This is a genomic window from Methylobacterium sp. ME121, from assembly GCF_000974725.1.
Lineage (GTDB): Bacteria > Pseudomonadota > Alphaproteobacteria > Rhizobiales > Beijerinckiaceae > Methylobacterium > Methylobacterium radiotolerans.
The window spans coordinates 1-26,176 of record NZ_BBUX01000064.1 but is presented as its reverse complement, the minus strand read 5'-3'; the positions used below and the strand labels follow the sequence as shown (position 1 = coordinate 26,176).

Below are 26,176 nucleotides of genomic sequence, written 5' to 3'. Positions count from 1 at the left end.
CCGAAACCGCATATAGAGCTCAGAATTCACAGGGACGCGGGCATCCCGACAATTCGAGGCATTTCGCAAACCGCCCTTGAACCCGGGTGACCGATCCTGTCGGGCAGAGGTTCTCGAGGCGGTGATGTTCGAACGACGCAGCGCTCCACGCACGCTTCTCAACGAGACCGGCAGCATCTCGGTCGACGAGCATCGAAGCTTGCCCTGCATCGTCTACGACCGGTCCGCCGGCGGCGTGCGGGTCGCGCTCCCGGATGCCGAGATCGTCCCGGACAGCTTCATCCTCAGCATCGACGCGAGCAGCGAGATCCTCGTCTGCCGCGCCATCTGGCGCAAGGCGGAGGAGATCGGGGCCACCACCGACATCCCCGAGACGGCGCGGTCGGGCCGGGCGAATCTCTGGCGCGAGCTCGAACCGACCTGACAGCCGCCTCGGCGGTTCACGCGGCGGGCGGCGCGGCTCCTGTCATCGACGGACTCGGCCGGCAGCGGCGTCGCCGTCCGACGCGCGTCACTCCCAGTCGATGTTGAGCGAGCGCTCGAAGGCGGCCGCCGACAGCTCCTTGCCCTTCGGATCGGCGACCGTGATCTCGCGGAAGCCGCGCCGGGCCAGCTCCCAGGTCTTCTCCATCGCCTGCTCGTCCGTCCCGCAGGCGAACGTCATGACGCGACCGGACGGATCAATCCCCTTGACGGTGAACACACCACTCTCCCTGCTCGCGCCTCCCATATAGAGTCGCGATCCGAAACGCGCCTCCCGCCATCGTGACGAAGCCGCGGGACCCGCACCCGCGCCGTCGCGTTGGCTGCAGGCAGGGAGAGACCGCATGACCCGCGCAGGCGAGACCGCAACCCCGACGCGCCCCGCTACGGACCCGATCGAGGCGGGCGAGGTCCCGACGGAGCGCGGTGACAGGGCGGCCACGGTCCCGACCGACGATCCCGAGGTCGGCCTCGCGCAGAAGGGCAGCGGGGAAGAGGCGGTCGTTCGGCGCGAGACGGAGATCTGACCGGTCGCGCCGGTGCGCGGGCGGTCCCTGGACGCCGGCGCTTGTGCGGCGCACAAACGGGGGCCGCACCCGGATGGCGGCCGACAGGAGACCGTTCATGGCACAGATGTCGAGCTACGAGGTCCCGACCCAGATCCGCGACCTCGCCGAGACCAGCGTCGAGCAGGCCCGCAAGGCCTTCGGAAGCTTCATCGGAGCGGCGCGGCGCGCCTCCGAGACGGCGCACGATACGGCCGATCTCGCCCGGACCAACGCGCAGGCCCTGTACGCCCGCAGCCTCGACCACGCGGAGCAGAACATCCGCGCCGCCCTGGATCACGCGCAGAAGCTCGCCGCGGCCGGGTCGCTCCCGGAGGCGGCCGCGATCCAGGCCGAGTACGCCCGCGAGCGCTTCGCGGCCCTGCAGGCGCAGGCCCAGGAGGTGGGCAGCCTGGCCCAGAGCGCGTTCCAGCAGGGGGCCGAGCGCGCCCGCGCCGCTCTGCAGCAGGGCGCCGATGCGGCCCGCACGACCCTCGAGCAGGGGCAGGATGCGGCCCGGGACGCGGCGGCCGCGGCACACGAGGCCTCCGGGGCGGCGTCCCACTGAGCGGAACCGCCGAGCGCCCCCTGGGCGAGTGGCCGGCGGCCCTTCGCGGCGCTGCTGGCCGTGTTCGGACGCGGAGTTGGCAATGATGTACGGGGAGGTTGGCCGCCTGACGGATGAGAGTCTGCGGCTGGGCCTGAGACAGGCCGAGAACGCCGTCCTGCTGGTTCTGGCGGCGCAGTACGCGTGGGCGGATCTGTGGTTCGAGGGGTACCGCGCGGCGGGGACCGCCCTCAGCACCGAGCTCGATCAGCGGGCGCGGACGCGGCGCTTGATCCGTCGCGGCGTGGCACCTTCGGTGGCGTCGCAGGAGTTGCACATCGTCTGAGCTATGGCCGGGGACGGAGCCGCCCGAGGGGCTCCGTCCCCGGCAGCGGGCTCAGCGGCTCGCCTCAACGGACGCCTGGACCATCGGCCGGCGGAGGGACGAGACCGTCCGGCCGACGGTCGCCGGCGCGGCGACGGGCTGGGGCGTGGTGGTCAGATCGTGGATCGCGCGGATCTGCTGGGCGGGCCGGGCCTGATCGCGATAGAGCGGCGGCGTCAGGTGCAGGCGGTCGTCGGCGGCGGCGAGACCCGTGAAGGCCGCCGAGGTGAGCGCGGCCGACGCGAGGATGAGGATCGTGCGCATGGTGCGTCTCCGGTTCGATCGCGGCGTCGACCGCGGGATGCGATCGACCAGCGCATGAGACCACGGATTTGTGCAGCGCGGCATGCAAATTGCGCATTGCACCATATCGCCATGACGGCACGGTATTGCAGTGTTTCCCGGGAATTCCCAGCCGCGAATTCAGGCCCCGATCCCGCGCGCCATGCATTCGATGCAAATGAACTAAACTTCCATGGGCGCGTTCTCAAATCAAACTTGAGGAGCGCGTCATTTGTTTTTCGCGCGCGCCACCGGATCGACCGAAACCGTCGGGCGAGCGCGAGCATTGTTGGCGTTGCGGCCCGTGACACGAATCGGAGACCTCGACGCCAGATCCGCGTCACACAGGCACGCTAGAAAACCGCACAACCCGCGCAGGCACCCTGCGAAGCACCACGAGAGCGCCGATGACGCCCTCCGACCTCGACAGACGAGCCGAACTGACCATCTGGCCCAAGGGCGCGCCCGGCCACGCCGCGGAGGGGCGGCCCTTCGCGACCCTGCGGGAAGCCCTCGCCGTCGCGATCGCGGCGATCGAGTCCGGCGAGGCCCAGCCCTGGATCGTCACCGAGGCCGGCGACATCCTCTCGCCGCGCTGGATCCAGGCGAATTCCCGGTCGCGGGCGCCGCACTAGCCGGCGCCACGCCGGGCGCGGAGCCTGATCAGCAGCCGATGCAGATGTCGCGGACCACGTGCTGATGCCGCTGGCCGGTGCGCTGGTTCGGGAGCTGTCCGTCGAGCGACGAGAAGCCGCTGCCCAGGACCCGGAAGCGGCGCTCGACCGCTGGCACGGAAGCGGCCTTGACCGGAGCGGGGGCCGGGGCCGCCGTAGGGGCAGCCGCCGGTGCGGGCGCTCCGTTGGCCATGCCGGGATCGGGCAGGGTCAGGGCCATGCCCGGCGACGGCGGCACCTGCGCGAACTCGCCCGCCCGGCCCGGCAGGGGCGCGGCGACCAGAAGCGCGAGGACCGGGGCCGCGACGACGCGCCGGTTCAGCGGATGCATCACACTCTCCTGCCTCGGGAGCCGGCACGCCACGGACCCCGTGCCTCTGGGCCATCGCCGGATCGGCCCCCGTCCCGATGACGGGAACGGCGCCGATCCCGGTTGTGCGCGGCGGAGCGGGGCGCCGCCACTCATCCATTCGGCGGAGCGTGCGCCGGGCGGCTCAGTAGGCCCGACCGTAGAAGGGCTGCGAGACCGGGCGATAGCGGTCGCTCACCGGCCACGTGTAGGGCTGCTCCTTGCCGGTGCGAAGGTCCGAGCGGAACTTCGGCTCGTTGAAGCCGATCCCGTGCAGGCCCGCCGCGCCCTTGGCACCCTGGGCCTTGGGCCCGGCATCGCGCGCCAGGGCAGCGCCCGAGACGCCGATAACGAGAGCGGCCGCGAGCGAGACGCGGCCCAGCATGACGTTCATCTCTGTCTCCTGTCCCGGCCGAGGTGCCGGCACAGAAGGAACGGCAGCGGTTCGGCCCGGTTCCGGGCCCGGAGGCCGGTCAGAACCCCTGGCCGAGGCAGGCTTCGGCGAAGGGCCCGCCGCAGAGGTCGCCGGTCCGGACCGGCGCGGCCGCCGCGCCGCCGATGCCGGCACCACTGCCCGCCCCGCCGCCGCTCGGCAGGGTGCGGGCCGCCTGGGCGGGGTCGTCCGCGGGCAGCCCGGCAGCCCCGGCGATCGCGGCGCCGCCCATACCGGCGCCGCCCGCCCCGGATGCCGTCACGGCGGTGGTCCCGCCGACGGCCGTGACGGTCCCGAGCCCGAACAGCCCGAACAGCCCGCCGCTGGACAGGGTGACACCGGTCGCGCCGATGCCCGACGCGGTGCCCGCGCCGCTGCCGAGACCTGTCGACGCGGCGGCGGCGGACGAGCCCGGCGCGAGCGAGGATCCGGCAATCCCGGCGGCGTTCAGGCCTGTGCCGAGCCCGGTGCCCAGACCGGTGCCCAGACCGGCGCCGGCGCCCAGGCCGGAGGTGAGGCCCGCCCCGCTCCCGAGCCCGCCCGTGCCGGGGATCGACGTCAGGACGCTCCCGGTGGCCGAGCCCGAACCCGTGCGGGACGCGCCGCTGAGGCCGCTGCGGAATCCGGTGGCGCCGATCGTCCCGCCGGTCCCGGGGGTCGTACCGGTGACACCGGCACCGCCGGTCGCGGTGGATCCCAGGCCGCCGAGCTGGCCCGCGCCGCCCGATCCGGCGGTCGTCGTACCGAGCGTCGTCCCGGCCGACAGGCCGGCCGACGAACCGATGCGGCCGCCACCTCCGCCCCCGCCGCCGCCGAAGCTGAGCTGACCGGCATTCACGAGGCCGCCGGTCTGCGCCGAGACGGTCGGGAAGGGGCCGGTGGTGGAACTGCCGCCCAGGCTGAGCTGGCCGGGATTGGCGATGGGGGTGATCGGCTCCAGCGCGGCCCCACTCGGCACCGTCGCGGTGGCCGAGAGGCTCTGCGCCCCGGCCGGGACGGCGATCGGCAGCAGCAGGGCGGCGGCGAGGATGGACCGCATGGCACGCTCCTCAGGCGGAGGGACGGTGGCAGAAGCCGGGACGGAATATGGCTCGGAAACCGGAGGGCGTCCGGCCGGTTCCGGCGGCGCGGGGACGCGGCGCGGGCCTGGCCGGCGGGAGAAAGGAGGCTGCCGGCCTTCATGCTGCCGGAAAGGCGGTGTGCTCTCGGCCCCGGATCCGCCCGACCTGCGCCCGAACCTGCGACCGTGCCGTTGCCCGAAATCCTCGCCCAAGGCCTGCGCAGTGCCGGCTGGCTCGCCGGCCTGCCGGCCCTCGCGCTGATCTGGGCGAGCGCGACCCTCTACGCCGCCCCGCGGATCGCCGACGGGCTCGAGGCGGAGGGCGCGGCGATCGCCGCCGGCACGGCCACCGCCACCGGCGAGCCGTGGCTGCGCCTGGAGGCCAGCGGGCGCGACCTCGTGGCCGCCGGCGAGGCCCCGGACGTCGCCGAACGCGCCACCGTGCTGTCCCGCCTCGCGACCCTCGACGGCCCGCGCCGCATCGTCTCCGAACTCGGCATCGTGGAGACCGCCGCGCCGTTCCAGTGGGCGGCGATCCGCACGGGTCAGAACCGGATCGCCCTGGAGGGGAGCCGCCCGGTGGAGATCGGCCGGCGGGCGCTGGAGGCGCGGATCACCGGCGCCCTCAATCCCGGCACCGGTCTCGACGACACCGCCAGGGCCGCCCGGGGCGCGCCGCCGGATTTCGCCAGCGCGGCCGCGTTCCTGGCGGCCCGGCTCTCCGGCCTCGCCAAGGGCGGGCGGGCGGCGCTCAGCGACACGGTGCTCAGCCTGTCGGGCGAGGCCCTCGACGTGCCGGCCTACGAGGCCCTGCGGGCGGCCCTGTCGGACCCGCCAGAGGGGTTCAGCGTCGGGCGGGTCGAGATCCTGCCGCCCCGGGTGGCCGCGTACCGGTTCGCCGTGGAGAAATCGGCCCGGGGCATCGTCCTCGACGGCTTCGCCCCCTCGGCGGCCGACCGCGAGGCCGCCCTGCGCGCCGCCACCGAGGCCGCCGCGGGCGGCACCGTGGAGGACCGGCTCCTGGCCGCCCGGGGGCTCGACCCGGCGATCGACCCGAAGGGCCTCATCGCCTTCGCGTTCAGGCTCGCCGAGCTGATCCAGTCCGGGCAGGTCGTGTTCCAGGACGGGGCGGTGTCGGTGACCGGCGACGCCATCGACGGGCAGGCGCTCCCCGACGCCGAGGCGCTGATGCGCGACGGCCGGCCCGCCGGCGTGGCGGCCGGGCGGGTGGCGCTCACGGCGCGGCCGCTCTCGCCCTACCGGGTGGCGATCCGCCGGACCGCCGACGCCGTGACCCTCACCGGCCACCTGCCGGACGCCGCGACCCGGGAGCGTGTGCTCGCCGCCCTGCGCCCGCGCCTGTTCCGGGAGCCGGTGATCGACCGCACCCGCCTCGCCGACGGCGCCCCGCCGGATCTCGGGGACGCGCTGGCCGCCGCCGCCCCGCTGGTGACGAATCTCGCGGACGGGACCGTCTCGGTCTCGGACCGCGCCCTGACGCTCACGGGCGAGAGCCTCTACCGGGAGGGCGCCGCGCGCACCCCGGACCGGCTCGCCGAGGCGCTGCCCCCCGGCTGGACCGGGCGGGCCAGCGTCAAGGCCCGGGACGCGGCGGAGCGGCGCGATCCCGCCACCTGCCGCACCGACTTCGCCGCCCTGGCGGGGGCGGACCTGCACTTCCCCGCGGGCGGCGCCGTGCTGACGCCCGCCTTCTACCCGACCCTCGACGCGCTGGCCGCCCTGGCGAAGACCTGCCCGTCGCTGCGCGTCGCGGTCTCCGGCCCCGCCGACCCGGTGAGGCCGCCCGCGACCCCGGCCGCCGGGCCGTCGCCGGGGGAGGGCGCGGCCGCCGAGCCGACCCGGGTCGCCGACGCCGCCAAGCCGGAGGTTGCTGCCAAGCCGGAGGTTGCTGCCAAGCCGGCCCCGGCCGCTCAGGACACCGCGACGCATACGGCCAAGGACGCGGCCAAGGACGCGGCCAAAGATCGGGGCAAGGACGCGGCCAAGGACCGGGGCAAGGACCGGGGCAAGGACCGGGGCAAGGCCGAGACCGGCAAGGCGAGCGCGGCCAGGAAGGAGCCGGCCGCGCCCGGCAAGGCGGCGGCGAAGAAGCCCGCCGAGGCCCCCGACGAGCCGCCGGCCGACCTGCCGCGCCTGCGCGCCCAGGCGGTGGTGGAGTATCTCCTCCAGGCCGGAGCCCGGCCGGATCAGGTCGCGGCCGGTCCGGACGGGCCGGCCGGCCCCGTCGTCTTCGCGCTGCTGCCGTGAGGGACATCCGCTCCGCCGCGCGCCCGCCAGCCGGGCCGCGCCCATCCGCGCGCCACCATCGCGCCCGCAGGGAGGCCGGACGGCCGTGACGCTGCTGCTCGCCGGATTCTGGCCCGGACTCGCCGGGGCGGCCGCGCTCGGCCTCGTGGTCGGCGCGCTGGTCGGCTGGCCGGACCGGCTCGCCGTCTCGCTGGGCCTCTGCGTGGTCGCGGGGCTCGTGGCCGCGGCGGCGATCGCCGGGTTCGTGCCGGGCCTGCCCGGCCTGTGGCTCGATGGCGCGGCCCTGATGCTGCCGGTCTACTGCGCGGCCTGCCTGCTCGGGGCGCTGGGACGTCGCCTCGCCGGCCGGACCTGACGGCGCGGGAACCGGTCCGCCCCCCGGCCGCGTTTTTCCGGCAGAAGGGCCCCGAGGGCCCGCCCCGAACCCGGAGAGGCCGCGATGCCCAGGACCGTCGACAGTCCCCAGCCCGCGCGACGCCGCGCCGTCCGCCTGCCGCGCCCCCGCGCCGGCGCCGCCGCCACCGGCCTGTTCCTGGCCGGACTGATCCTCTCGGCCGCGACGGTGCCGCTGGTCGAGCCCGCCGACGCCACCACCGGCGGCGGCACCGCGCAGGCCGCGCTCGCGACGCCGGCCCGCTGAGCGAGGCAACCCGCGCCCGCCCCGGATTGTTGTTCGCCCGGGCCCGTCCGGCCCGGGTCTGCGGGGGAGACGCGCATGGGACTGCTCGAATCGGCGATCGGCGGCGTGCTCGGTCAGGTGTTCGGCGGGCAGAAGCAGGGCTCCGGGGGCATGTCGCCCCTGGTCAAGGCGCTGCTGATGCTCCTGCTGGCCAAGGGCGCCAGCGGCGGCTTCGGCGACATCTTCGGCCGCGGGCGCCAGGGCGAGCCCGGCCCCGAGGCCGACCGCTCCGGCGGCGCCGGACCCTACGGGCGCGATCCCGGCCAGCACCCCGCCGATGCCGGCGGGCGCCGCCCCGACGACGGCGGCGATATCGGCGGCTGGGACCAGTACGGCGGCCGCCGCGACGGCGGCCCGGTGGACTCGTCCCTGCCGCCCGGCGACTTCTCGGACCTCTCCGGCATGCTCGACGGCCCCGGCGACGCCCCGCCGCCGAGCCGCGCCGCCCCGGACGGGCAGGGGGATCTCGGCGGCCTCGACGGGCTGGTCGACCGGTTCCGCCAGGGCGGCCTCGGCGACGTGATCGAGTCTTGGATCGGCCACGGCGCCAACCGCCCGGTGGCCCCCGACCAGCTCGCCCGGGCGCTCGGCCCCGACACGGTGGACACCCTCCAGCAGCAGACCGGGATGGACCGCGAGACGCTTCTTTCTCAGTTGGCCCAGGCGCTGCCGGAGGTGGTGCACACGCTCACGCCGCAGGGACGGGTGCCGGGAGCGGATGAGCGGCGGGGGTGGTAGCCGGACGCCGGATCGGGTGCCGCGCGGCGCGCCGGACAGGGGATTCGATCACGACCCCATCCTGAAGGGCCGGGGCGCCGCGCCGGTCACGATGCCCTCCGTCGAGGCGGCCGCGCAGTCTGCCAGGATGCGCGCGGGATCCCGCTCACAGCGCGATCACCCGATCGAAGCCCCCATTCCGGACGTCAGCGCGCTGACGGAACCTGCGGAAGACTTTCCGAAGACTTCGCGAAGATTTGCGGAGCGTGTCGGAGTTGGACGGCGACGCGCCTAAGCGACCCGCCGCATCACCAGCGACGCGTTCGTCCCGCCAAATCCGAACGAGTTCGACAGCACGACATCCACCTGCTTCCGCTTCGCCTCGAACGGCACGAGGTCGATCTTGGTCTGGACGGAGGGGTTGTCGAGGTTGAGCGTCGGCGGGATGACGTTGTCGCGCAGGACGAGGATCGAGAAGATCGCCTCGACCGAGCCGGCGGCGCCCAGCAGGTGGCCGACCGAGCTCTTGGTCGACGACATGGTGGCGTTGGCGGCGGCGTCGCCCAGGAGGCGCTCCACGGCCTTCAGCTCCAGCTCGTCGCCCATGGGCGTCGAGGTGCCGTGGGCGTTGATGTAGCCGATCTCGGACGGGGAGATGCCGGCGCGCTTCACCGCGGCGGTCATGCAGCGGAAGGCGCCGTCGCCGTCCGGGGAGGGGGAGGTGATGTGGTAGGCGTCGCCCGAGAGGCCGTAGCCCACCACCTCGGCGTAGATCTTCGCGCCGCGGGCCTTGGCGTGCTCGTACTCCTCCAGCACCACGATGCCGGCGCCCTCGCCCATGAGGAAGCCGTCGCGGTCGCGGTCGTAGGGGCGCGACGCCTTCTCGGGCGTGTCGTTGAAGCCCGTGGTCAGCGCCCGGCAGGCGGAGAAGCCCGCGATCGACAGGCGGTTCACCGGCGACTCGGCGCCGCCCGCCACCATCACGTCGGCGTCCCCCAGCGCGATCAGGCGGCTCGCGTCGCCGATGGCGTGGGCGCCCGTGGAGCAAGCCGTCACCACGGCGTTGTTCGGCCCCTTGAGGCCGTACGCGATCGAGACCTGGCCCGAGGCGAGGTTGATGATCCGGCCCGGGATGAAGAACGGCGAGATCCGGCGCGGGCCCTTCTCGTGCAGGGTCACGGAGGCGTCGTAGATGCCGCCGATGCCGCCGATGCCGGAGCCGATCAGCACGCCGGTGGCGCACTGGTCCTCGTGGCTCTTGGGCGCCCAGCCGGCATCCTTCAGCGCCTCGTCGGCCGCCGCCATCGCGTAGACGATGAACGGGTCGACCTTGCGCTGCTCCTTCACCTCCATCACGAGGTCGGGGTTGAAGGTGCCGTCGGTGCCGTCGCCGAAGGGGACCTGCGCGGCGATCCGGCAGGGCAGGTCGGCGGATTCGAAGCCGCGGATCGGGCCGGCGCCGCTGTCGCCCGCGATCAGCCGGCTCCAGGTGTGCTCCACCCCGCTCCCCAGCGGCGTGACCATCCCCAGACCCGTGACCACCACCCGCCGCATGTGCCCTGTCCCGTCTTGAGGCGCCGCCCCGCCGGCACCGCCGCGGTCGCGCATCGTCCTAACTCGCTCGGAGGCGGAATCGGTCCCTGCGGGACGCCTCGCGACTCCGAGCCTTGAAACGCGTAACGGCGCGGGGGCTATCTCGCCTCACCCGCGCCGCGTCAAACCCGCTCCCCGGCGCCTTCAGGCGGCGGAGTTCTTCTCCAGGAACTTCACGGCGTCGCCGACCGTCTGGATGGTCTCGGCAGCGTCGTCCGGGATCTCGACGTTGAACTCTTCCTCGAAGGCCATGACCAGCTCGACGGTGTCGAGGCTGTCGGCACCGAGGTCGTCGATGAAGTTGGCGCTCTCGACCACCTTCTCGGGCTCCACGCCCAGGTGCTCGACGACGATCTTCTTCACGCGCTCAGCGATATCGCTCATCGGTCTTCCGTCCTCGTCCTTCTGGTCTGTCAGTCTTCTCGGGGTGGTGCCGTGGCCGCGTCGCGCCCTTGCGGGCTTGTTGTGACGGGCCGGTGTCCGATCGCGCGTGCTTCTGAGGTGAACCGGCGCGTGAGCCGGGACGCCCCCGCCGGAGGGCCTTGGACTGAAAACCCGCAGAACCGTCAACCCCCTGTACGGCTGCGGGGCGTGGTAGCACAGGGTTCCCGCCCTGGCGAGGGCCCGTTCAGAAAGCCTTCATGGGTGTGGCACTTGCGTGTCGGCGGGGGTGATTCGCGCGCCGTTCGCGCCGGTCGGGAGCGGGTATACGCGCCCTAGTACATGGCCATCCCGCCATTCACGTGCAGCGTGTGGCCGGTGACGTAGCCCGCCTCCGCGGAGGCGAGGTAGAGGCAGGCCGCCGCGACCTCCGCGCCCTCGCCGAGACGGCCGGCCGGCACGCGGGCGAGAATACCCTCGCGCTGCTTCTCGTTGAGGGCGTCGGTCATGGGCGAGCTGATGAAGCCCGGGGCGATGCAGTTGACGGTGATTCCCCGAGAGGCGACCTCGGCGGCGAGCGCCTTGGTCATGCCCACGAGGCCGGCCTTGGCGGCGGCGTAGTTGCCCTGGCCGGGATTGCCGGTGCTGCCGACCACCGAGCCGATGTTGACGATCCGCCCGGAGCGGCGGCGCATCATGCCCTTCACGGCGGCCCGCGACAGGCGGAAGGCGGCGGTGAGGTTGACGGCGATCACCTGCTCCCACTCCTCGTCCTTCATCCGCATGAAGAGGTTGTCGCGGGTGATGCCGGCATTGTTCACGAGGATGTCCAGCGGACCGATCGCGGCCTCGGCGGCCGGGACGAGACCCTCGACCGAGTCCTTGTCGGAGAGGTCGGCCGCGACGGGGCTCGCGCGCTCGCCGAGCTCGGCGGCGAGCGCCTCCAGGGCCGCGGGCCGCGTGCCCGAGAGCGCCACGGTGGCCCCCTGCGCGTGCAGGGCCCGGGCGATCGCCTGGCCGAGGCCGCCGGTCGCGCCGGTGACGAGGGCCTTGCGGCCGGTGAGGTCGAACATGCGGGACTCCGTCGGATCAGAGCGCGCGGATCAGAGCGCGAAGGCGGCGACGTCGGCGGGGGTGCCGATTGCGGCGGCGCTCGCCTGGGGGGCGATGCGCTTGACGAGGCCGATCAGCACCTTGCCGGCGCCGAGTTCGTAGAACCGGTCGACGCCGGAGGCGGCCATGGCGGCGACGCTCTCGCGCCAGCGCACGGTGCCGGTGACCTGCTCGACCAGGGCCGCGCGGATCGCCTCCGGATCGGTGACCGGGGCGGCCGCGACGTTGGCGTAGAGGGTGACGCGCGGGGCCGCCAGGGTGACGGCGGACAGCGCCCGGGCCATGGCCTCGGCGGCCGGGGCCATCAGGCGGCAGTGGAACGGCGCCGAGACGTTGAGCATCACGGCGCGCTTGATGCCGCGGCCGGTGGCGATGCCGACGGCGCGCTCCACGGCCGGACGGTCGCCGGAGAGCACCACCTGGCCGCCGCCGTTGTCGTTGGCGACGTCGCAGACCGCGCCGTCGCCGGCCTCGTCGGCCGCCGCCTCGGCGACGGAGCGGGCGGCCTCGAGGTCGGTGCCGATCAGCGCCGCCATGGCGCCGGCGCCCGGCGCGACCGCCGCCTGCATGGCCTCGCCGCGCAGGCGCAGAAGCTTGGCGGCGTCCGCGACGGTCAGGCTGCCGGCGGCCGCGAGCGCGGCGTACTCACCGAGCGAGTGGCCGGCCACGCAGGCGACGTCGCGCGCGAGGTCGAGGCCGCGCTCGGCCTCCAGCACGCGCAGCACCGCGAGGCTCGCCGCCATCAGGGCCGGCTGGGCGTTGGTCGTGAGGGTCAGCTCCTCGACCGGCCCCGCGAACATCAGCCGCGACAGGTTCTGGCCCAGGGCGGCGTCGACCTCGTCGAGCACGGCCCGGGCCTGCGGGAAGGCCTCCGCGAGGTCCCGCGCCATGCCGACCGCCTGGCTGCCCTGGCCCGGAAAGATGAGTGCGCGCATGTTGCGTCCTGATCGCCGGCGCCGTGCGGCGCGCGAACGCCGCCCGTGTCGGCCGAAACTCTGGAATGGCGCGCGCACTCGCACCCGCGGCCCTGGGTGTCAACAATGCGCCGCACCATGACGCCGCAGCACGATGCGCGTCGGCGGCGCGCCTCGGAGGGGCGCCGCGGCCCCGGGGGCGACCGGACCGGCCTGCTCGTCGGACGCTCGTCGGACGCTCGTGGGCCGCTCGCCGGACGCGCGCCGGGTTCGCGCCGGGCGCGCGCCCTGCGCAACCCGCTGTGCTTGTTGCACAACGGCATCCGGTGTAGAGTGGGCCCATACCCGACATCACCCGTCGCTCAAGCCCAAGGAGCCGCCCCGCATGGCGCGCGTCACCGTCGAAGACTGCATCGAGAAGGTCGAGAACCGCTTCGAGCTGGTGCTGCTGGCGAGCCACCGGGCCCGCCTCCTGGCCGCCGGCGCCCCGCTGACCATCGACCGCGACCGCGACAAGAACCCGGTCGTGGCCCTGCGCGAGATCGGCGACGAGACGATCACGGCCGACGACCTCAAGGAGCAGCTGATCCACTCGATGCAGAAGTACGTCGAGGTGGACGAGCCCGAGGCCGAGACCGTGCCGCTGCTGTCGAGCTCGCCGGCCGCCGCCGCGGTGGCGCCCCAGTCCTCCAGCGACGACGCGGCGGTCCAGTTCGACCGCATGAGCGAGGAGGACCTGCTGCGCGGCCTCGAGAACCTCGCCCCGCCGGTCGAGACCGACGACGAGGGCGAGTGAGCCTGACGGCGTGGGCCTGGATGCGCGCGACCTGACCGAGACCGGACCCGGCGGAGACGCCGGGTTCTCTCGTTCCGTGGCCGGCCCGCCGGCACCCGGCGCGGCCGCGCCGCCGGAGGCCGGCGCCGTCCCGGCCGTCGCGGAACAACCGCGCGTGATCCCGGCCCCGCGCACCGCCCCGGACGCGCCGGCGCCGTCCCGGCGGATGATGCGCCAGTACGAGCTCGTCGAGCGGGTCAAGCGCTACAACCCGGCCGCCGACGAGGCGCTGCTCAACCGCGCCTACGTGTACGCCATGCAGGCGCACGGCACGCAGAAGCGCGCCTCGGGCGACCCCTTCTTCGCCCATCCCCTCGAGGTCGCGGCGATCCTGACGGATCTCCACCTCGACGACGCCACCATCGTGGCCGCGGTCCTGCACGACACCGTCGAGGACACCGAGGCGACGCTGGAGGAGATCCGCCGGCTGTTCGGCCCGGAGATCGGCGCCCTGGTCGACGGCCTGACCAAGCTCAAGCGCCTCGACCTCGTCTCCAAGCAGGCCGCGCAGGGCGAGAACTTCCGCAAGCTGCTGCTCGCGGTCGCGGCGGATGTCCGCGTGCTGCTGGTCAAGCTCGCCGACCGCCTGCACAACATGCGCACCCTCCAGCACATGCGCGACGACAAGCGTCGCCGCATCGCGCAGGAGACGCTCGACATCTACGCGCCGCTCGCCGGCCGCATGGGCATGCAGGAGCTGCGCGAGGAGCTGGAGGACCTGGCCTTCCGCAACCTGGAGCCGGAGGTCTACGCCACCATCACGCAGCGCCTGACGCGGCTCTCCGCCAAGTCCGAGAGCGTGGTCGAGACCATCGCGCAGGTGCTCACCGAGAAGCTCGGCGCGCAGGGGATCACCGCCGAGGTCAGCGGCCGGCAGAAGCGCCCGTTCTCGATCTGGTCGAAGATGGAGCGCAAGTCCGTCGCCTTCGAGCAGCTCTCCGACATCTTCGGCTTCCGCGTGGTCGTCGACACCGTGCAGGACTGCTACGCGGCTCTGGGCATCGTCCACACCAGCTGGCCGATGGTGCCGGGCCGGTACAAGGACTACATCTCGACCCCGAAGCAGAACGATTACCGCTCGATCCACACCACGGTGATCGGGCCGAAGAGCCAGCGCGTCGAGCTGCAGATCCGCACCCGCGCCATGGACGACATCGCCGAGTACGGCATCGCGGCCCACGCGCAGTACAAGGAAGTCGGCGCCGAGCTGGTCAAGGACCCGGCCCGCGCCGAGGGCAGCGTGCATCCCCGGCTCGCCGCCGAGAGCGGTGCCTACCAGTGGCTGCGCCGGACCATCGAGCTCCTCGCCGAGGGCGACAGCCCCGAGGAATTCCTGGAGCACACCAAGCTGGAGCTGTTCCAGGACCAGGTGTTCTGCTTCACCCCGAAGGGCCGGCTGATCGCCCTGCCGCGGGGCGCGACGCCGATCGACTTCGCCTACGCGGTCCACACCGACGTGGGCAACACCGCGGTGGGCGCCAAGATCAACGGCCGGATGGCGCCGCTCCTGCACGAGCTCGCCAACGGCGACGAGGTCGAGATCAGCCGCTCAGACGGCGCCTCGCCCCCGGCGGCCTGGGAATCCCTCGTGGTGACCGGCAAGGCCCGCGCGGCGATCCGGCGGGCGACCCGCACCGCCGTGCGCCGGCAATATGCCGGCCTCGGCCGCCAGATCCTGGACCGGGCGTTCGAGCGCGCCGCCAAGACCTTCTCGGAGGACAAGCTCCGGGGCGCCCTGCCGCGGCTCGCCCGCGCCACCACCGAGGACGTCTTCGCCGCCGTGGGGCGGGGCGAGATGTTCTCGGGCGACGTCGTCCGCGCCGTGTATCCCGACCACCGCGACGAGCGCCGGCCCTCCGCCGCGCAGGGCGCCGCCAGCGGCGCGGGCCGGCTCGTGCGCTCCTCCGACCAGACCATGCGGCTGACCTTCCCGGGGGCCGAGGGCGGCAAGGAGGGGGAGGACGCGGATCGCAGCGACGCCATCCCGATCCGGGGCCTCGCGGGCGACCTGCCGGTGACCTTCGCGCCGAACGGCGGCGCGGTCCCGGGCGACCGGATCGTCGGCATCCTGACTCCCGGCGTCGGCGTGACCGTCTACCCGATCCAGTCGGCGGCGCTCGCGGCCTTCGACAACGAGCCGGAGCGCTGGCTCGACGTCCGCTGGGACACGGAGGCGCTCGGCGGCGAGCGCTTCCCGGCCCGGCTGGCGCTCAAGTCGATCAACGAGCCCGGGGTGTTCGCCCAGATCGCCCAGGTGATCGCCGACCACGACGGCAACATCGACAACATCTCGATGAAGCGGCGCACCCAGGACTTCACCGACATCACCATCGACCTGTCGGTCTGGGATCTCCAGCATCTCAACGCGATCATCGCCGAGCTGCGCGGCAAGCGCCCGGTCAACAGCGTGGAGCGCGTGAACGGCTGAGGCCGAGAGTCGCGGGGCCCGGTGGATCTGAGGTTTACAGGATCAACTTCCGTAAACCGTCTTCTTCATGATGAATCCCTGGCGCGGCCAATTATTCCCGGCCACGGATTGAGTTTTTCAGGTCCGCACAGTCTCGTGCTCTGCTTGACACGGACCCGTTTGAATCGAATGGTCCGGCGCCCGGGGCGGCGGTCGCGCGGATCTCCGACCGCGCCGGTCCACCCCGGAGTGCAGAGCGTGGCGGCCGCGATCGCGGAGCACCGTCCTCGACCGCTCGTCCCGGCCATTCGCCCCGGGCGATCCCTGACCGATTGTTCAGACGATTTCCTGTCACCCACGATTTTTCGGGATCTGACCTGTTCATGCCAGCGACCCAGCGCAGCGCCATCTTCATCGACGGCGCCAACCTCTACGCCACCACCAAGGCCCTCGGTTTCGACATCGACTACAAGAAGCTGCTCAAGGAATTTCAGTCGCGGGAGAATCTCCTGCGGGCATTCTATTATACGGCCATGATCGAGGATCAGGAATATTCGTCGATCCGGCCGCTGATCGACTGGCTCGACTACAACGGCTACCGCGTCGTGACCAAGCCCGTGAAGGAGTTCACGGACTCGATGGGGCGGCGCAAGTACAAGGGCAACATGGACATCGAGCTGGCGATCGACGCCCTCGAGCTCAGCCCGCACATCGACCACATGATCCTCTTCTCGGGGGACGGCGATTTCCGCTCCCTGGTCGAGGCGATGCAGCGGCGCGGCGTGAAGGTGACGGTGATCTCCACGATCCAGACCCAGCCGGCGATGATCTCGGACGAGCTGCGGCGGCAGGCCGACGAGTTCGTCGACCTCGCGAGCCTCGCGGGCCGCATCGGGCGCGAGCCCGGCGAGCGCCCGGCCCGGGCCTCCGGGGAGGCGCCGACCCGCTACCGCGGGGAGGGCCGGGCCAATCCGGGCCTGGAGAACCGCTACGGCATCCGCCAGCCGGAGTCCGAGGCGGAGTAGCGCCTCAGGCGCCGGCCGCGTCGAGCCAGTCGAGGACCTGCCGGGCGCTCCGGTCCGGCGGGAAGACCGGGTAGAACAGCTGGCTCACGACGCCGTCGTCGATCACCAGGGTGAGGCGGCGCAGCAGCACGTGGCCGCCGGCCTCGAAGACCGGCAGGCGCGCCGCCATCGCGAAGGCCCGGTGCGGATCGGCCAGCAGCGGGAAGGGCAGGCGCAGGCGCTCGGCCGCCTCCCGCTGGTAGGCGCTCGTCTGGGTCGAGAGGCCGAAGACCTGCGCGACGCCCCGGGCCTTCAGGTCGCCGTGGTGATCGCGGAAATCGCAGGCCTGCGGCGTGCAGCCCCGGGCGCCCGGGATCGCGTCCCAGTCGGGCGTCAGGCCCGGCTGACCCGGCTCGCCGGTGCGCGGGTAGGCGTAGGCCACGGTGCGGCCCGGCAGCCGCGCCAGCGAGACCGTGCGGCCGTCCGTGGCGGTGAGCGCCACGTCGGGCAGGCGCATCCCGCGCAGATGGTCGGCCGCGCCGTCGTCGACGGGGACGGGCAGGTCGTCGGGCAGGGCGTCGTGGGTGGACGGCATGGATGTCTCCTCCCGGCTCGGCGCACGGCCGCGGCACCCGTCATCGCGAGCGGCGCGATCCAGAGGCGCACCGCTCGCCGACGTCGCGACACCCTGGGTCGCTCCGCTCCGCTCGCGATGACGCCCGGCCTCAGCCCCGGTCCCGCATCAGCCGCGCCCGGTCGCGCTGCCAGTCGCGCTCCTTGACCGCCTCGCGCTTGTCGTGGGCCTGCTTGCCCTTGCCCAGACCCAGCTCGACCTTCGCCCGTCCCTTGTCGTTGAAGTAGATCTTCAGCGGCACCACCGTGTAGCCCTGGCGCTGGGTCGCGCCGATCAGCTTGTTGATCTGGCGGCGGTGCAGCAGCAGGCGGCGCGGGCGCTTGGTGTCGTGGTTGAAGCGGTTCGCCTCCAGGTATTCCGGGATGTAGGCATTGAACAGCATCAGGTCGGTGCCGGAGGGTCCGGCATAGGCCTCGCCGATCGTCGCCTTGCCGCCGCGCAGGGACTTCACCTCGGTGCCGGTCAGCGCGATGCCGGCCTCGAGCGTGTCCTCGATCGTGTAGTGATAGCGCGCGGCGCGGTTGTCGGCGACGATGCGCCGACTGGGCTCCGGTTTCGGGGCCATGATGCGTGACTTCCCTCAGTCGACCAGCAGGCCGGCGTGGCGCAGGGCGTCGTCGACGATGCGCTTGGTGGGCTCGGTCACCGGCACGAGCGGCAGGCGCAGCTCGTCGGTCATGTGGCCGAGCCGCGACAGCGCGTACTTCACCGGCGCCGGGTTGGCCTCGGCGAACAGGCCCGTCTGCAGCGGGAACAGCCTGTCCTGGAGGGTCAGCGCCTTGGCGTAGTCGCCCGCGAGCGTCGCCTCCTGGAGGTCGGCGCAGAGGCGCGGGGCGACGTTCGCCACCACCGAGATGCAGCCGTGGCCGCCGTGGGCGTTGTAGCCGAGCGCCGTCGCATCTTCGCCCGAAAGCTGGATGAAGCTGTCGCCCATGGCCTGACGCTGCTGGCTGACGCGGTCGATCTTGGCGGTCGCGTCCTTCACGCCGGCGATGTTCTTCAGCTCGAAGAGCCGGGCCATCGTCTCGACGCTCATGTCGATGACGGAGCGCGGCGGGATGTTGTAGATGATGATCGGAATGCCGACCGCATCGTTGACGGCCTTGAAGTGGGCGTAGAGGCCCGCCTGCGTCGGCTTGTTGTAGTACGGCGTCACCACGAGGACGGCGTCGGCGCCCGCGCGCTCGGCGTGCTGCGCCCGCTCGACCGCCTCGGCCGTCGAGTTGGAGCCCGCGCCTGCCACGACCGGCACGCGCCCGCCCGCCTCGTCGATGCAGGCCTCGACCACCCGGTCGTGCTCGGCATGGGTGAGGGTCGGGCTCTCGCCGGTGGTGCCGGTGGGCACGAGGCCGTGGCTGCCCTGCTCGATCTGCCAGCGCACGAACTTTCGGAACGCGGCCTCGTCGAAGGCCCCGTCGCGGAAGGGCGTCACAAGCGCGGTGAGCGAGCCCCGCAGGCGGCTCCCGGTCATCTCGGTCATCTCAGGCGTCCCAAAGGGTCCCAGCTGGGATTTCGGCGGTCTCGGCGCCGCGCGTGGTCCGCATCGTGCGGGCACGGACCGGCAGACATAGGCGGTCGCGTCACGGCGCGCAAACAGATCGTGGCGACGGTTAACGCGATCTTAATGGTCACGGCCCGATCCTCGACCTTTCCCGCTCCGGTGATCAGTAGGGGGGAATCGTGATCCGACCCGCGGCCTCGTCTCCGGCCTCGAAGCGCACGTCCCTCACCGCCGCCGCGCTCGTCGCCACCGTCGGCGTCGCGCTGGCCGGTCAGGTCGGCACGGACGCGCCGACCGCGGCGGCCCTGGCGGCGCCCGCGTCGCAGCCGAGCTCGCAGCCCGCCTCGCAGCCGACCCCGCCGGCGAGCGACGCCGCCCTCTCGACCGCCCAGGTCCGGGGCGCCCAGGCCGCGAAGGCCGCCGACCCGGTCGCGGCCGACGCCCTGAAGCTCGACCCGGTCCACGCCTCCGGCGGCGACGACAAGGGCGAGGAGCCCGCCCGGACGCTGCCCGCCGCGGCCTCGGCCTACGCCTCCGCCGACCCCGACGCCCCGGTGGCCTTCCCGCTGCCCGACGCCGCCGTCACCCCGGCGGCCCCGGTGCCCGAGGTGCCGGACCCGGCGCGGCCCAAGATCTCCGGCGACACCGACCCGACGCTGCTGCGCGGCGCCATCGACCTCTACCGCAAGGGCCGGGTCGCCGACGGCGACCGGATGCGCGACGGCTTCACCGACCCGGCCGCGCGGGCGCTGCTCGAATGGGTGGCGATCCGCGCGGGCGCCGGGATCGGCTTCAACCGCACCGTCGCGTTCGTCCGGGCCAACCCGGACTGGCCGGCGGGCCCGCTGCTGCGCCGCCGGGCCGAGGAGGCGCTGCTCTCCGAGCGGAAATCCCCCGCGGTCGTCCGGGCCTACTTCGCCACGGCGAAGCCGTCGAGCGCGCCGGGCAAGTTCGCCCTGGCGCTGGCCCTGCGCGCCGACGGCTGCGAGGCCGACGCCGCCGAGATGGTCCGCGACCTCTGGCGCACCGAGAGCTTCGGCCGCAGCCTCGAGGCCAAGGTGCTCGACGCCTTCCCGGACGCGCTGACCCGTGTCGACCACCGCTACCGGATGGAGCGGGCGCTCCTGAAGGACGACTGGGAGAGCGCCGGCCGGGCGGCCGGCTACGCGGGCGGCGGCTACGCCAGCCTCGTGCGCGCCCGCCGGGCCGTGGAGGACAAGTCCTCCGGCGCCGCGGCCGCGCTCGCCGCCGTGCCGCCGTCGCTGCGCGGGGACGCCTCCTACATCTTCTCCCGGGCGCAGTATCTCCGCCGGGCCGACAAGCCCGAGGCCGCCGCCGCCGTGCTCGCCACGGCGCCGAGCAACCCGGACGTGCTGGTCGACGGCGACGAGTGGTGGATCGAGCGCCGGATCGTGGCGCGCAAGCTCCTCGACCTCGGCGATGCCAAGACCGCCTACGCGGTGGCGAGCCAGCCGGCGGCGCGCTCGCCCGAGAAGCGCATCGAGGCCGAGTTCCACGCCGGCTGGATCGCGCTCCGCTTCGCCGGCGATCCCGCCGCCGCCGCGCAGCATTTCGCGCAGGTGGCGGCGATCGCCGAGAGCCCGATCTCGGTGGCGCGGGCCGCCTACTGGCAGGGACGGGCGGCCGAGGCGCTCGGCCAGTCGGAGGAGGCGAAGCGCTTCTACGAGCGCGCCGCCCTGCAGCCGATCGCCTATTACGGCCAGGTGGCCCGGGCCCGGCTCGGCCAGACCAGCCTGCCCCTGCGGGCGCCGGCCGACCTCGAGGGCGCGGAGCGCCAGGCCTTCGACGGGCGGCTCTCCATCCGCGCCCTGCGCCTGCTCGGCGAGGCCGGGATCAAGGAGCTGGCCCTGCCGCTCTACATCGACGCCGCCCGGGACCTCTCGGACCCGCGCGAGCTCCAGGCGCTCGGCGACCTCGCCACCGACATGAAGGACGCCCGCGCCCTGGTGGCGATCGGCAAGCTCGCGGTCCAGCGCGGCCTGCCGCTCGACGCCCACGCCTACCCGACGATCGGCATTCCCACCTACGAGACCTTCACGGCGGTGCCGCAGGTCGAGCGGGCCATGGTCTACGCCATCGCCCGCCAGGAGAGCCAGTTCGACCCGCGGGCGCAGTCGGGCGTCGGCGCCCGGGGGCTGATGCAGATGATGCCGGCCACCGCCCAGCGCACCGCCCGCCGGGTCTCGACGGCGTTCGACGTCGACCGGCTGACCAGCGACCCCGCCTACTGCGCCAAGCTCGGCCAGGCCCATCTCGGCGAGCTGATGGAGGATTGGCGCGGCTCCTACGTGCTCGCCTTCGCGTCCTACAACGCGGGCGGCGGCAACGTGAAGAAGTGGATCGACGCCTACGGCGACCCGCGCAAGGGCGACGTCGACGTGATCGACTGGGTGGAGCGCATCCCGTTCACGGAGACGCGCAACTACGTGCAGCGGGTCATGGAGAACCTGCAGGTCTACCGCTCGCGGCTCGACAGCCGCAGCGCCCTGCTGATCGAGGGCGACCTCCACCGCGGCGCGCGGTAGGTCCTGGGCACGAGGCGCCGGCCCCTCGCGCGCGCGGCAGAGGTGGCGCGCGCGGCAGCGGCGGCGCGACAGAGGGCGCGCGGGGAGCCTCGCGGCGCGCGGCGGGAGTCGGCACCCGCTCGACGGACGAGCCCCTCCCGTCCGCGCCGCGGCCGCGCGAGGCCGACACCCGATTTTCCCACACCCCGCTCCGCAGCGGCATAGCTTTTGGTTGTGCCCTCGTTGCCTGGCTCCCTAGAAGATGGGCCGGTCCGCATTGATCGGCTCCCGTGAGCCCGCGCTGCCGAGAGGTTCCCCATGCCGCGTTCGAGATCGGGTTTCGCCCTCCTGCTGAGCACCGCGCTCACGGTCGCCGCCCCGGCCCTGGCGCAGGAGGCCTCCACCGCCGAGCAGACGATCGACGTGATGAACACGCTGTTCGGCAAGCATCCCGGGGCGCGGGCCAACCACGCCAAGGGCGTCGTCGCCGAGGGCAGCTTCACCCCGTCGCCCGAGGCGGCGAAGATCAGCAAGGCGTCCCTGTTCCGGGGGCCGGCGGTGCCGGTGACGGTCCGGTTCTCGGACGCCACCGGCGTCCCGACCATCCCGGACGGCGCCGCCGACGCCAACCCGCACGGCCTCGCGCTCAAGTTCAAGCTGAGCGACGGCTCCGAGATGGACGTCGTCACCAACGCGCTGAAGTACTTCCCCGTCGCCACGGGCGAGGAGTTTCGCGACCTCCTCAAGGCCGCCGCCGAGAGCGGCCCGAACGCCGCCCATCCGACCGCGCTGGAGCGCTTCGCCGCCGCCCACCCGGCCGCCGCCACCGCGGGCGGAACCGCCAAGACCCCGTCGAGCCTCGCCCGGCAGACCTACAACGGCGTCAACGCCTTCATCCTGGTGGACGCCGCCGGCAAGCGGCAGCCGTTCCGGTTCCGCTTCGTGCCGGTGGAGGGCGAGGAGATCCTCGCCCCCGATGAGGCGGCCAAGCGCGACCCGAACTTCCTGATGGCCGAGATCGGCCCGCGGGTCGCCAAGACTCCGGCGAAGTTCCGGATGCTGGCCCAGCTCGCCGAGCCGGGCGACCCGACCAACGACGCCACCAAGCCCTGGCCGGACGACCGCAAGACCGTCGATCTCGGCACCGTGACGGTGAGCAAGGTCGTGCCCGACAGCGCCGAGGCCGAGAAGGCGCTGCTGTTCATGCCCAACAACCTGACCGACGGGATCGAGGTCTCGGACGACCCGCTGATCGACGCCCGCGTCCAGGCCTACGCGGTCTCGTTCAGCCGCCGCTCGCAGTAGCGCGGTCCGGCCGGACGGGATTTCCGGCTCGCGTCCTCACCCTGAGGCACCCGCCTCAGGATGAGGTCGAGGGTTGGGCGGTCGCCCGGACCGGGCGGATCAGCGGCCCGTCCCGGCCTTCGGGGCTGACGGCGCCGTCGCGCCGCCCGGCTGCCCCTTGCCCTCGACCGAGCCCGTGCGGGCGCCGTCCCGGGTGGAGCCGGTGCCGCTGAGGCCGCCGGCGCCCATGCTGGTCGTGGGCGCGCCGGCATCCTTGCGTCCCTCCGCCTTGCCCGGCCCCCCGGCGGCGTGCGCGGTCCCGGCCGCGCCGGCAAGGAGGGCGGCGAGCAGCGTCGTACGGGTCAGGATCCTCATGGGGCCTCCGCGGTTCCACCTGCGCCCGGGCGGGCTTGCCGGTCCAACCGGGCGCGCCCGGGAGCGTTCCCGCGCCGGCGGGGCGTCACCCGTCGGCGCGCAGGCTCGCGGCGGCGCGGCGGCCCCGCCGCTCGGCGGGATCCTGGAACACCCCCGACCACAGGCCGATGCGGCGTCCCCAGGCCCGGTCCGCCGCGGGCGCGTAGTCCGGCGCGACGTCCCGATCGGGCAGGGCGAGGCCCTGCGCGACCATCCAGGCGCCGAGATCCGCGTCGCCGACCCGGCAGAGCGCCGTGCTCGCGTCACCGCGCGGCTCGCAGGCGACGGCGGCCCCACCGATCCGGTCGGCCAGCGCCCGGGCGGCGTCCCGGCCGCACGGGTAGGGCCGGTCCTGGGCATCCGCGCAGGTCGCGTCCGCCTCCGGCGCGGCGATCCCGAACAGGCTGACCTGGCGCGCGCCGACGCGCAGCGTGCCGGCGTCGATCACCTGGGCAGGGCCGCGCAGGATCTCGCCGGCCCGGGCGGGGGCGTGCCAGGGCAGGCCGCCGATCAGGAGCGCGGCGAGGAGCGGCAGGCGCGAGCGGCCGCCCCTGTCGTCCGGGCAGAGGAGGGTGCCGGCGAGGCCGGCCGCGCAGGCGAGGAGGATACCGACGAAGAGCGACATGGTCTCAGGTCTCCGGAAGGGCTATGGCCGCCCTTGTGCCGAAGCCCCGCCCCGCGACCCTGACGCCGCCTGTCAGCGTCCCGTCAGGCGGCGCCGACTAGCCTGCGCCCGCATGAGCCCGTTCCCGCCCCGCCGCGCCCTCGTTCTCGCCCTCGGCCTCGGCCTGCTGGCCGCCCTCGCGGGCGGGCCCGTGCACGCCTCCGAGGATGCCGACCGCGCCCGCCGGGCCCTGGAGAGCGGCGCGATCCGCCCCCTCGACGCGGTGCTGGCGGCCGCCCGGGCGGCGGTGCCGGGAGACGTCGTGTCGGTCGACCTCAAGCACGACGACGGGCGCTGGCTGTACAAGCTGCGCATCCTCGGGGCCGACGGGAAGCGCCGGACCGTGAAGGTCGATGCCGGCACGCTCAAGATCCTGGACGAGGACGACGATGATTGAGGGGGCCGACCCGTGCGCGTCCTGATCGTCGAGGACGAGCCGCGCATCGCCGCCGACATCCGGCAGGGGCTGGAGAGGGCCGGCTACGTCGCCGACGTGGTGGCGGACGGCGAGGCGGCGTGGTTCCGCGCCGAGACCGAGACGTACGACGCCATGGTGCTGGATCTCGGCCTGCCGCGCCTCGACGGTCTCGGCGTGCTGCGCCGCCTGCGCGCCGCCGAGGTCGCCCTGCCGGTCCTGATCCTCACCGCCCGCGACGGCTGGCGCGAGCGCGTCGAGGGCATCGACGCCGGCGCCGACGACTACCTCGCCAAGCCGTTCCGCATGGAGGAGCTGGTGGCGCGGCTCCGGGCGATCCTGCGGCGCACCGCCGGGCACGCCGCGCCGGTGCTGCGCGCCGGCGCGGTGGAGCTCGACACCCGCACCCGCGCGGTCAGCGTCGACGGACGGCCCGCGGAGCTGACCGCCCTGGAGTACCGGCTGCTGGCCTTCCTGCTGCACCGGCCGGGGCAGGTCGTGCCGGCGGGCGAGCTGCTCGACCACCTCCACGGGGTCGGGACCGAGCGCGAGGCCAACGCCCTTGAGGCGCTCGTGACCCGCCTGCGCCGCAAGCTCGGGCCGGGGGTGATCGAGACCCGGCGCGGCCAGGGCTACCGGATCGCCGGACCGGGCGGATCGTGAGGCGCGACTCCCTCCGCCTGCGTCTCGGCCTCGCGGCGGCCGCGCTGATCGCGCTGGCGCTGGTTCTCGCCGGGATCGGCCTCACGGTGATCCTCGACCGGGTGCTCGACGCCCGCACCGTCGCGGAGCTGGACCGGACCGCCAAGCTCATCGCCGGCCGGGTCGGCCTCGCGCCGGACGGGGCGCCGACGCTCTCGCGGGACCTGCCGGACCCGCGCTTCGCCACGCCCTACGGCGGCCTGTACTGGCAGGTCGAGGCGGGGTCGCACCTGCTGCGCTCGCGCTCCCTGTGGGACAAGAGCCTCGACCTGGGCCAAGCCGGGGCGGCCGCGCAGGCCCCCGCCACCCTCGACACGACCGGGCCCGACGGCGGCCGGCTCATCGCGGTGGTGCGGCCGCTGCAGATCGGCGCGCCGGGCTCCGAGACCGCGCTGCGGGTCGCGGTGGCGGAGGACCGGCGCGGCCTCGCGGCGAGCCGGACCACGTTCCTGCGCCTGCTCGTCCCGGCCCTGGTCGCCCTGTTCGTCGTCCTGACGCTGGCGATGGGCCTGTTCGTGCACCGGGCGCTCGGCCCGTTCCGGGTGCTGCAGGCCGAACTCCTGGCGGTCCATGCCGGGCGGCGGGCGCGGCTGCCGGAGCATTTCCCCGACGAGGTCCGGCCGCTGGTCACCGACCTCAACCGGCTGCTCGACGCGCAGGAGCGGGCCCTGGTCCGCGCCCGCGACGCCGCCGCCGACATGGCCCACGGCCTCAAGACCCCGCTGGCGGTGCTGGACGCCCTGGCGCGCCGGACCGGGCCGGCCGACCCGGCGCTGGCGGCCGAGATCGCCGAGCAGGCGCGGGCCATGGGCGGTCAGGTGGAGCGGGCGCTGGCCCGGGCGCGGGTCGCGGCCGCGGGCGACCTGCGGCGGCGCTCCTGCCGGGTCGCCCCGGTGGCGGAGCGCCTCGTCGCGACCCTGCGGCGGCTGCCGGAGGGCGACTCCCTGGAATGGACAGTGGCTGTGCCCGAGACCCTCGCCTATCCGGGCGAGGAGGGCGAGCTGATGGAGGTGCTGGGCAACCTCCTCGACAACGCCCGCAAGTGGGCGCACCGGCGGGTCCACGTCACCGGGACGGACGCCGGCCGCCCGGGCCTCGCCGTCGAGGATGACGGCCCCGGCATGAGCGCCGCGGCCATCGCGGGGATCGGGCGCGGCCAGCGCTGGGACGAGAGCCGGCCGGGCACCGGCTTCGGCATCGCCATCGCCCGCGACGTCGCCGAGGCCGCGGGCGCCCAGCTCGATTTCGGCCGCTCGGAGATGGGCGGCCTGCGGGCGGACCTGCGCTGGCCGAGCGGGTAGGGCCACGGGCGCCGCTGGCGGGCGCGACCTGCCCCCTCTCCCGTTCGGGAGAGGGTCGGGGTGAGGG

31 protein-coding genes are annotated in these 26,176 nt (G+C 74.1%); 17 read left to right on the top strand and 14 right to left on the bottom strand.

Annotation, left to right across the window (positions count from 1 at the left end):
* Positions 1-124: 124 nt before the first annotated feature.
* Positions 125-424: a PilZ domain-containing protein gene (locus tag ME121_RS26345; protein WP_012318892.1), complete on the top strand. Its 300-nt coding sequence runs from the start codon at positions 125-127 to the stop codon at positions 422-424.
* An 87-nt stretch (positions 425-511) separates the two neighbouring features.
* Here ME121_RS26345 and ME121_RS26340 read toward each other — a convergent pair whose 3' ends face one another.
* Positions 512-730, bottom strand: a complete 219-nt coding sequence (locus tag ME121_RS26340; RefSeq protein ID WP_210383195.1) for a hypothetical protein — start codon at positions 728-730, stop codon at positions 512-514.
* A gap of 97 nt (positions 731-827) precedes the next feature.
* Between ME121_RS26340 and ME121_RS26335 the strand changes: the two genes are divergently transcribed.
* The 3 genes from ME121_RS26335 (at position 828) to ME121_RS26325 (ending at position 1,921) form a co-directional block, all read left to right on the top strand.
* A complete protein-coding gene (locus ME121_RS26335; RefSeq protein WP_059409890.1) occupies positions 828-1,010 on the top strand; it encodes a hypothetical protein in 183 nt (60 codons plus the stop codon).
* Positions 1,011-1,107: 97 nt separating this feature from the next.
* On the top strand, positions 1,108-1,596 hold the full coding sequence (locus ME121_RS26330; RefSeq protein WP_024830294.1) for a phasin: 489 nt from the start codon (positions 1,108-1,110) through the stop codon (positions 1,594-1,596).
* Positions 1,597-1,681: 85 nt separating this feature from the next.
* Entirely contained in the window at positions 1,682-1,921 is a 240-nt protein-coding gene (locus tag ME121_RS26325; protein ID WP_244633178.1) for a hypothetical protein, read from the top strand.
* 51 nt (positions 1,922-1,972) lie between these two features.
* On the opposite strand, the gene ME121_RS26320 is transcribed toward ME121_RS26325, so the two are convergent.
* The gene (locus ME121_RS26320; protein ID WP_012318887.1) at positions 1,973-2,224 is read right to left on the bottom strand and encodes a hypothetical protein; all 252 of its coding nucleotides are present in this window, start codon (positions 2,222-2,224) and stop codon (positions 1,973-1,975) included.
* A 425-nt stretch (positions 2,225-2,649) separates the two neighbouring features.
* Here ME121_RS26320 and ME121_RS26315 point away from each other — a divergent pair, with 425 nt between their 5' ends.
* Complete coding sequence (locus tag ME121_RS26315) at positions 2,650-2,877, top strand: hypothetical protein (protein WP_059409889.1); 228 nt, start codon at positions 2,650-2,652, stop codon at positions 2,875-2,877.
* Positions 2,878-2,905: 28 nt separating this feature from the next.
* Here ME121_RS26315 and ME121_RS26310 read toward each other — a convergent pair whose 3' ends face one another.
* The 3 genes from ME121_RS26310 to ME121_RS26300 all read right to left on the bottom strand — a co-directional run bounded on the left by ME121_RS26310 (position 2,906) and on the right by ME121_RS26300 (position 4,737).
* Positions 2,906-3,247 (bottom strand): hypothetical protein, encoded by a 342-nt coding sequence (locus tag ME121_RS26310; RefSeq protein ID WP_024830295.1) that lies wholly within the window; start codon positions 3,245-3,247, stop codon positions 2,906-2,908.
* Positions 3,248-3,410: 163 nt separating this feature from the next.
* Positions 3,411-3,659 carry a hypothetical protein gene (locus ME121_RS26305; RefSeq protein ID WP_012318884.1) on the bottom strand — a complete coding sequence of 83 codons (249 nt, stop codon included), beginning with the start codon at positions 3,657-3,659 and terminating at the stop codon, positions 3,411-3,413.
* A 79-nt stretch (positions 3,660-3,738) separates the two neighbouring features.
* Entirely contained in the window at positions 3,739-4,737 is a 999-nt protein-coding gene (locus tag ME121_RS26300; protein WP_059409888.1) for a hypothetical protein, read from the bottom strand.
* A 207-nt stretch (positions 4,738-4,944) separates the two neighbouring features.
* Here ME121_RS26300 and ME121_RS26295 point away from each other — a divergent pair, with 207 nt between their 5' ends.
* The 4 genes from ME121_RS26295 to ME121_RS26280 all read left to right on the top strand — a co-directional run bounded on the left by ME121_RS26295 (position 4,945) and on the right by ME121_RS26280 (position 8,443).
* A complete protein-coding gene (locus ME121_RS26295) occupies positions 4,945-7,026 on the top strand; it encodes a hypothetical protein (protein WP_280951375.1) in 2,082 nt (693 codons plus the stop codon).
* Positions 7,027-7,111: 85 nt separating this feature from the next.
* The gene (locus tag ME121_RS26290) at positions 7,112-7,381 is read left to right on the top strand and encodes a hypothetical protein (RefSeq protein ID WP_012318881.1); all 270 of its coding nucleotides are present in this window, start codon (positions 7,112-7,114) and stop codon (positions 7,379-7,381) included.
* Between the two features lie 84 nt (positions 7,382-7,465).
* Complete coding sequence (locus tag ME121_RS26285; protein ID WP_012318880.1) at positions 7,466-7,666, top strand: hypothetical protein; 201 nt, start codon at positions 7,466-7,468, stop codon at positions 7,664-7,666.
* Between the two features lie 75 nt (positions 7,667-7,741).
* On the top strand, positions 7,742-8,443 hold the full coding sequence (locus tag ME121_RS26280; RefSeq protein WP_059409886.1) for a YidB family protein: 702 nt from the start codon (positions 7,742-7,744) through the stop codon (positions 8,441-8,443).
* A 270-nt stretch (positions 8,444-8,713) separates the two neighbouring features.
* On the opposite strand, the gene fabF is transcribed toward ME121_RS26280, so the two are convergent.
* The 4 genes from fabF to fabD form a co-directional block, all read right to left on the bottom strand.
* The gene (fabF, locus tag ME121_RS26275; RefSeq protein WP_012318878.1) at positions 8,714-9,976 is read right to left on the bottom strand and encodes a beta-ketoacyl-ACP synthase II; all 1,263 of its coding nucleotides are present in this window, start codon (positions 9,974-9,976) and stop codon (positions 8,714-8,716) included.
* A gap of 183 nt (positions 9,977-10,159) precedes the next feature.
* Complete coding sequence (locus ME121_RS26270; RefSeq protein ID WP_007559070.1) at positions 10,160-10,399, bottom strand: acyl carrier protein; 240 nt, start codon at positions 10,397-10,399, stop codon at positions 10,160-10,162.
* 332 nt (positions 10,400-10,731) lie between these two features.
* A complete protein-coding gene (gene fabG, locus ME121_RS26265) occupies positions 10,732-11,469 on the bottom strand; it encodes a 3-oxoacyl-[acyl-carrier-protein] reductase (RefSeq protein ID WP_012318877.1) in 738 nt (245 codons plus the stop codon).
* Positions 11,470-11,499: 30 nt separating this feature from the next.
* Entirely contained in the window at positions 11,500-12,444 is a 945-nt protein-coding gene (gene fabD, locus ME121_RS26260; RefSeq protein WP_059409885.1) for an ACP S-malonyltransferase, read from the bottom strand.
* 364 nt (positions 12,445-12,808) lie between these two features.
* Between fabD and rpoZ the strand changes: the two genes are divergently transcribed.
* From rpoZ to ME121_RS26245, 3 genes are all read left to right on the top strand, one after another.
* Positions 12,809-13,219: a DNA-directed RNA polymerase subunit omega gene (rpoZ, locus tag ME121_RS26255; protein WP_010685409.1), complete on the top strand. Its 411-nt coding sequence runs from the start codon at positions 12,809-12,811 to the stop codon at positions 13,217-13,219.
* A gap of 205 nt (positions 13,220-13,424) precedes the next feature.
* A complete protein-coding gene (locus ME121_RS26250; RefSeq protein ID WP_012318875.1) occupies positions 13,425-15,686 on the top strand; it encodes a RelA/SpoT family protein in 2,262 nt (753 codons plus the stop codon).
* 362 nt (positions 15,687-16,048) lie between these two features.
* A complete protein-coding gene (locus ME121_RS26245; protein WP_012318874.1) occupies positions 16,049-16,690 on the top strand; it encodes a LabA-like NYN domain-containing protein in 642 nt (213 codons plus the stop codon).
* A gap of 4 nt (positions 16,691-16,694) precedes the next feature.
* On the opposite strand, the gene ME121_RS26240 is transcribed toward ME121_RS26245, so the two are convergent.
* The 3 genes from ME121_RS26240 to dapA all read right to left on the bottom strand — a co-directional run bounded on the left by ME121_RS26240 (position 16,695) and on the right by dapA (position 18,783).
* On the bottom strand, positions 16,695-17,264 hold the full coding sequence (locus tag ME121_RS26240; protein WP_012318873.1) for a peroxiredoxin: 570 nt from the start codon (positions 17,262-17,264) through the stop codon (positions 16,695-16,697).
* 130 nt (positions 17,265-17,394) lie between these two features.
* A complete protein-coding gene (gene smpB / locus ME121_RS26235) occupies positions 17,395-17,868 on the bottom strand; it encodes an SsrA-binding protein SmpB (protein ID WP_012318872.1) in 474 nt (157 codons plus the stop codon).
* Between the two features lie 15 nt (positions 17,869-17,883).
* Positions 17,884-18,783 (bottom strand): 4-hydroxy-tetrahydrodipicolinate synthase, encoded by a 900-nt coding sequence (dapA, locus tag ME121_RS26230; protein ID WP_024830302.1) that lies wholly within the window; start codon positions 18,781-18,783, stop codon positions 17,884-17,886.
* A 200-nt stretch (positions 18,784-18,983) separates the two neighbouring features.
* Here dapA and ME121_RS26225 point away from each other — a divergent pair, with 200 nt between their 5' ends.
* Positions 18,984-21,350, top strand: coding sequence for a lytic transglycosylase domain-containing protein (locus ME121_RS26225; protein ID WP_059409884.1), 2,367 nt, complete (start codon positions 18,984-18,986; stop codon positions 21,348-21,350).
* Between the two features lie 297 nt (positions 21,351-21,647).
* A complete protein-coding gene (locus tag ME121_RS26220; RefSeq protein ID WP_059409883.1) occupies positions 21,648-22,634 on the top strand; it encodes a catalase family peroxidase in 987 nt (328 codons plus the stop codon).
* A gap of 99 nt (positions 22,635-22,733) precedes the next feature.
* On the opposite strand, the gene ME121_RS26215 is transcribed toward ME121_RS26220, so the two are convergent.
* On the bottom strand, positions 22,734-22,988 hold the full coding sequence (locus ME121_RS26215; RefSeq protein WP_012318868.1) for a hypothetical protein: 255 nt from the start codon (positions 22,986-22,988) through the stop codon (positions 22,734-22,736).
* An 85-nt stretch (positions 22,989-23,073) separates the two neighbouring features.
* Complete coding sequence (locus ME121_RS26210) at positions 23,074-23,652, bottom strand: thermonuclease family protein (RefSeq protein ID WP_059409882.1); 579 nt, start codon at positions 23,650-23,652, stop codon at positions 23,074-23,076.
* Between the two features lie 112 nt (positions 23,653-23,764).
* Here ME121_RS26210 and ME121_RS26205 point away from each other — a divergent pair, with 112 nt between their 5' ends.
* From ME121_RS26205 to ME121_RS26195, 3 genes are read left to right on the top strand one after another with little or no spacing between them, the layout of a single operon-like run.
* Positions 23,765-24,088, top strand: coding sequence for a PepSY domain-containing protein (locus tag ME121_RS26205; protein ID WP_012318866.1), 324 nt, complete (start codon positions 23,765-23,767; stop codon positions 24,086-24,088).
* A 12-nt stretch (positions 24,089-24,100) separates the two neighbouring features.
* Positions 24,101-24,769: a response regulator transcription factor gene (locus tag ME121_RS26200; RefSeq protein WP_024830306.1), complete on the top strand. Its 669-nt coding sequence runs from the start codon at positions 24,101-24,103 to the stop codon at positions 24,767-24,769.
* Positions 24,766-26,109 (top strand): sensor histidine kinase, encoded by a 1,344-nt coding sequence (locus ME121_RS26195; protein ID WP_059409881.1) that lies wholly within the window; start codon positions 24,766-24,768, stop codon positions 26,107-26,109. Before ME121_RS26200 ends, ME121_RS26195 begins: the two co-directional genes overlap by 4 nt.
* The last annotated feature ends 67 nt before the right edge of the window (positions 26,110-26,176 follow it).

What these genes read in the sequence shown, in the direction of transcription:
- ME121_RS26345 (WP_012318892.1), top strand. Translation starts at nt 125, where the DNA reads ATGTTCGAACGACGCAGCGCTCCACGCACGCTTCTCAACGAGACCGGC.
- ME121_RS26340 (WP_210383195.1), bottom strand. Translation starts at nt 730, where the DNA reads ATGGGAGGCGCGAGCAGGGAGAGTGGTGTGTTCACCGTCAAGGGGATT.
- ME121_RS26335 (WP_059409890.1), top strand. Translation starts at nt 828, where the DNA reads ATGACCCGCGCAGGCGAGACCGCAACCCCGACGCGCCCCGCTACGGAC.
- ME121_RS26330 (WP_024830294.1), top strand. Translation starts at nt 1,108, where the DNA reads ATGGCACAGATGTCGAGCTACGAGGTCCCGACCCAGATCCGCGACCTC.
- ME121_RS26325 (WP_244633178.1), top strand. Translation starts at nt 1,682, where the DNA reads ATGTACGGGGAGGTTGGCCGCCTGACGGATGAGAGTCTGCGGCTGGGC.
- ME121_RS26320 (WP_012318887.1), bottom strand. Translation starts at nt 2,224, where the DNA reads ATGCGCACGATCCTCATCCTCGCGTCGGCCGCGCTCACCTCGGCGGCC.
- ME121_RS26315 (WP_059409889.1), top strand. Translation starts at nt 2,650, where the DNA reads ATGACGCCCTCCGACCTCGACAGACGAGCCGAACTGACCATCTGGCCC.
- ME121_RS26310 (WP_024830295.1), bottom strand. Translation starts at nt 3,247, where the DNA reads ATGCATCCGCTGAACCGGCGCGTCGTCGCGGCCCCGGTCCTCGCGCTT.
- ME121_RS26305 (WP_012318884.1), bottom strand. Translation starts at nt 3,659, where the DNA reads ATGAACGTCATGCTGGGCCGCGTCTCGCTCGCGGCCGCTCTCGTTATC.
- ME121_RS26300 (WP_059409888.1), bottom strand. Translation starts at nt 4,737, where the DNA reads ATGCGGTCCATCCTCGCCGCCGCCCTGCTGCTGCCGATCGCCGTCCCG.
- ME121_RS26285 (WP_012318880.1), top strand. Translation starts at nt 7,466, where the DNA reads ATGCCCAGGACCGTCGACAGTCCCCAGCCCGCGCGACGCCGCGCCGTC.
- ME121_RS26280 (WP_059409886.1), top strand. Translation starts at nt 7,742, where the DNA reads ATGGGACTGCTCGAATCGGCGATCGGCGGCGTGCTCGGTCAGGTGTTC.
- fabF (WP_012318878.1), bottom strand. Translation starts at nt 9,976, where the DNA reads ATGCGGCGGGTGGTGGTCACGGGTCTGGGGATGGTCACGCCGCTGGGG.
- ME121_RS26270 (WP_007559070.1), bottom strand. Translation starts at nt 10,399, where the DNA reads ATGAGCGATATCGCTGAGCGCGTGAAGAAGATCGTCGTCGAGCACCTG.
- fabG (WP_012318877.1), bottom strand. Translation starts at nt 11,469, where the DNA reads ATGTTCGACCTCACCGGCCGCAAGGCCCTCGTCACCGGCGCGACCGGC.
- fabD (WP_059409885.1), bottom strand. Translation starts at nt 12,444, where the DNA reads ATGCGCGCACTCATCTTTCCGGGCCAGGGCAGCCAGGCGGTCGGCATG.
- rpoZ (WP_010685409.1), top strand. Translation starts at nt 12,809, where the DNA reads ATGGCGCGCGTCACCGTCGAAGACTGCATCGAGAAGGTCGAGAACCGC.
- ME121_RS26250 (WP_012318875.1), top strand. Translation starts at nt 13,425, where the DNA reads ATGATGCGCCAGTACGAGCTCGTCGAGCGGGTCAAGCGCTACAACCCG.
- ME121_RS26245 (WP_012318874.1), top strand. Translation starts at nt 16,049, where the DNA reads ATGCCAGCGACCCAGCGCAGCGCCATCTTCATCGACGGCGCCAACCTC.
- ME121_RS26240 (WP_012318873.1), bottom strand. Translation starts at nt 17,264, where the DNA reads ATGCCGTCCACCCACGACGCCCTGCCCGACGACCTGCCCGTCCCCGTC.
- smpB (WP_012318872.1), bottom strand. Translation starts at nt 17,868, where the DNA reads ATGGCCCCGAAACCGGAGCCCAGTCGGCGCATCGTCGCCGACAACCGC.
- dapA (WP_024830302.1), bottom strand. Translation starts at nt 18,783, where the DNA reads ATGACCGAGATGACCGGGAGCCGCCTGCGGGGCTCGCTCACCGCGCTT.
- ME121_RS26220 (WP_059409883.1), top strand. Translation starts at nt 21,648, where the DNA reads ATGCCGCGTTCGAGATCGGGTTTCGCCCTCCTGCTGAGCACCGCGCTC.
- ME121_RS26215 (WP_012318868.1), bottom strand. Translation starts at nt 22,988, where the DNA reads ATGAGGATCCTGACCCGTACGACGCTGCTCGCCGCCCTCCTTGCCGGC.
- ME121_RS26210 (WP_059409882.1), bottom strand. Translation starts at nt 23,652, where the DNA reads ATGTCGCTCTTCGTCGGTATCCTCCTCGCCTGCGCGGCCGGCCTCGCC.
- ME121_RS26205 (WP_012318866.1), top strand. Translation starts at nt 23,765, where the DNA reads ATGAGCCCGTTCCCGCCCCGCCGCGCCCTCGTTCTCGCCCTCGGCCTC.